The organism is Novipirellula sp. (assembly GCF_041583735.1).
Classification (GTDB): Bacteria; Planctomycetota; Planctomycetia; order Pirellulales; family Pirellulaceae; genus Novipirellula.
The window spans coordinates 1-3692 of record NZ_JBFHFD010000776.1; the positions used below are offsets into that span (position 1 = coordinate 1).

Sequence of the window (3692 nt, forward strand, 5' to 3'; positions counted from 1 at the left end):
AGCGGCTGCTTGCCAGCGTCCCCGTCCGCTCGAACGAGCATTTAGCGTGGAAATCACGGTATTTCCGCGGCGATTACCGCCATGCTCGCGTGGTCCACTCACTCGATTCGCTTGCGAGCTCACTGCCGTATTGAGTGTGCTGGCGGGTCCAATTTGGTAGCAAATCGCTTCACAAGCGGCACCCTCTGATTGATTTCCAAAAGTTTTAATGGAAACACAATCGCCCTTACAGCGATAGAGAACCGATTTTTTACGGGAATCAGAGGCAGCAAGTTACCAAACCCCCACTATTTGGGTGGATTCGCCACAAATCATCGAATTGACAAGTGGCGGTTCACGCGATCAATCTGTTGCGATCAATTCGACGTGATTGATCCGACAAGTCTGCTTAAACGCGATTAGCCAGATCGATCATTCCCGATTCCCTTGCCACTCCGGTAAGAATGGAATCGCAAGAAGCGAATCGCCGATGGAAGGTGATGTCGAACCCTGACACGTTTGCGAGAAAAGTGAATGACCCGAGCGAAGCTCGATGCGATCCGAGACGCGGCGCCGGCAGTACTGCCGAGCATGCTGATTTGTGACTTTGGTGACTTACGGTCCGAAGTTGCAAAATTAGCCGACGCGGGGACGAAAGTATTGCACTTGGATGTGATGGACGGGCATTTTGTCCCGAACCTGACCTACGGGATGCCCATTATCGAAGGTTTGCGTCGGCACACCGACCTGCCGTTGGACGTGCATCTGATGATCAGTGATCCACTGAAATACGCGCGGCCGATGGTCGACGCTGGTGCTGACATCCTGACGTTTCACGTCGAAGCGGTCGAAGATGCGGTCTACACCGCACGCGAAATCAAGAAGCTTGGGGTGGGCGTCGGCGTGGCGCTGAACCCCGATACGCCGATCCGAGACCTCGATCCCTGTCTTGAGGACGTGGACATGGTTTTGGTGATGAGCGTAAATGCAGGGTTTGGTGGGCAATCATTCAATCCGGTCGCCTTGGACAAATTGAAACTTCTGCGAGAGAGCCATCCTGATTTGCTGCTTCAAATCGACGGTGGAATCAATCATGAAACGATTGGTCAAGCTCGCGCGGCAGGTTGCGACTTGTTTGTCGTAGGATCAGGAATCTTTCGCGCGGATGATTACGGTGACGCAATTTCGCAGTTGGACCGGTCCATTGCTGCCGCCAACGGGAAAACAGCAAACGGGTCAACAGGAGCAGGATCATGATCACGCTTCGTATGCCGGTGATGTCACGCGTGCTGGTGGTGCGGCCGGGTGCCACCAAATTTGACGACGAGCAGCGGATCAAAGGCTCGCTCGATATGCCAATGAGCGACCGTGGGACGGTGCAGGCCAACTTGTTGGCTGCCGAGCTCGCGGATGTCCGCTTCAAAACGATCTACACCTCCCCCTGCGAATCGGCGCGTGAAACAGCCGCACGATTGGCGAAGGGACGCGACATACGGATCAAAGTGGTGGATGTGTTTCGCAACATTGACCATGGCTTGTGGCACGGCAAGCTGATCGAAGAAGTTCGCCGTAACCAGCCGCGTGTCTACCGCACCGGTCTGGAATCACCGGACGACATTTGTCCTCCGGGCGGAGAAACGATCCGCGAGGCTCGCGCGCGGGTTTTGAAGGCGGTTCGTAAAGCGGCTAAGAAAAGCCGTGATGAAATCGTCGCAATTGTCGCTCCGGATCCAATGGCGACCATCATCCAGAGTTTGCTGAGCGGGGACCCTCTTCCCAATTTGTGGCAGGCGGAAACCGATTCAGCAACGTGGAATCTGGTCGAGTCCGAGATCGCTTGATCGACCGGCCCCGCGGTAGCTGGCGATCGATGGGAAAGCTGGTGATCGATGGGAAAGCTGGCGATCGTGACGAAGGCCGGATCGCAGCGAAGCGAAGATTCGGCACTGCGGCGGCATCACCCTTGGCATCCTCGCCCCCCCGTGTGCGTTTTGGAAACAGGCCTCAAATCATAGCCCGAATGCATTTGCAGGGCTCCAGACTGCAATTTCGTTAGAAAACGGCGACTTTTTTCGCCGCTAGGGGACCTGACGGCGATTCCATCTTTGTGAGCAGGGAATTTCGCTAATAGAATAGGGGTTGTGGCCGAGCGTGCGAGTACATCTCACATTGCTCGACGTTACAACATTGTCACCCTGGAAATGCCTAACACCATCGCGGTCACCGTGGATACGAGACTGCGAGTCAGAAGATCATCTGCGTCGATTTTTGACCTTCTCGTACGATCAAAACCCTAGCGGGTGCCACTTGGTTTTGCGATCAGGCAAAAACCAAGACCATCCCCCACTGCGGGGCAATCGAGATGATCCTGTGTTTGCAACTCCATGTTGGGGGTGACTGCAACTCACGTGACTGCAACTCACTATGCCTAGCGGAAAATCTGCAATGATGCGAGCGACACAGCGACACCGAAATACAAATGGGTTCATCGGGTTGGTTTTAATAACCATCACGTTGGGGATGTCGTTTGTGGCAGCGTCGCCGGCATCGGCTGCCGACGCCGTACCAAGCCAAGTCGCCTTGATTAACGACGCGATCGAGCAAGGTTGGCGTGACTACGAGATTCGGCCGGCTCCCGAAGTCGATGATGCGACATGGTGTCGCCGCGTTTACTTGGACGTGATTGGCCGGATCCCCACGCTGGTGGAACTGAAGACGTTTCTCGACAGCAAGGGAAGTGACAAGCGAGCCAAATTGGTCGATCAACTGTTGTATGACGACAAATACACCGAAGAGTACGCGAATCACTGGGGGTCGATTTGGACGAACGTGCTGATCGGCCGCTCGGGTGGAACCGACCGACGCTCGATGACCAGCCGCGATGGCATGCAGAAGTATCTTCGCGATGCATTTGCGACGAACAAACCTTACAACACGATGGTTTACGAATTGGTCACCGCCGAAGGTTCGACCAAGCCAGGAACCGACAAATTCAACGGAGCGGTCAATTTTTTGGTCGACAAGGTCAACGATGAAAATGGCGTGTTGGCGACCAGCAGCACCTCGCGAATTTTCCTCGGCCAACAAGTTCAGTGCACTCAGTGTCACAACCATCCGTTCAATCAGTGGAAGCAGCAAAAGTTTTGGGAGTTCAATTCGTTCTTTCGGCAAACACGTTCGCTGCGACGTTTTGTTAGCGGAACGCGAGACATCGATCACGCTGAATTGGTAAGCGAGGACTTTGCCGGCGAAGCGGGTGACCCCAACGACGCGTTGGTGTTCTACGAACTTCGCAATGGATTAACCAAAGTCGCCTATCCGGTATTCACCGACGGCACCGAGATTGAAAAGAGCGGTTACGTAAGCGAGGTGAATCGTCGCCAGGAACTTGGCCGTTTGATGCTGGAAAGCGAATTCCTAGACAAGATGGCCGTCAACCGAATCTGGTCGCACTTCCTCGGCTTTGGTTTCACCAAACCGATTGATGATTTGGGGCCTCATAATCCTGCTTCGCATCCCGCGTTGCTGGAGGATTTAGCAAAAGAATTCCGCAAGAGCAGTTACGACACCAAACAACTAATCACCTGGATCACGCTCAGTCGCCCCTACAACTTGAAGGCTTTGTTGGGACCGGCCAATGAAATCGACGATCCTACGATTGGCGAGATGCCCAAGTTCTCTCGTTTCTATCTTCGTCAAATGAGTGCGGAACA

3 protein-coding genes are annotated in these 3692 nt (G+C 54.2%); all 3 read left to right on the forward strand.

The window, feature by feature from the left end; all coding sequences use genetic code 11:
• Positions 1-513: 513 nt before the first annotated feature.
• Positions 514-1236: a ribulose-phosphate 3-epimerase gene (gene rpe / locus ABX962_RS32530; RefSeq protein ID WP_372725855.1), complete on the forward strand. Its 723-nt coding sequence runs from the start codon at positions 514-516 to the stop codon at positions 1234-1236.
• Entirely contained in the window at positions 1233-1820 is a 588-nt protein-coding gene (locus ABX962_RS32535; RefSeq protein ID WP_372725856.1) for a histidine phosphatase family protein, read from the forward strand. Before rpe ends, ABX962_RS32535 begins: the two co-directional genes overlap by 4 nt.
• A 679-nt stretch (positions 1821-2499) precedes the next feature.
• Positions 2500-3692 (forward strand): DUF1549 domain-containing protein (locus ABX962_RS32540; RefSeq protein WP_372725857.1); only part of this gene is annotated, 1193 nt, incomplete at its 3' end.

Bases quoted from the DNA above. Each gene is read 5' to 3' on its own strand.
- rpe (WP_372725855.1), top strand. From the start codon at position 514: ATGACCCGAGCGAAGCTCGATGCGATCCGAGACGCGGCGCCGGCAGTA.
- ABX962_RS32535 (WP_372725856.1), top strand. From the start codon at position 1,233: ATGATCACGCTTCGTATGCCGGTGATGTCACGCGTGCTGGTGGTGCGG.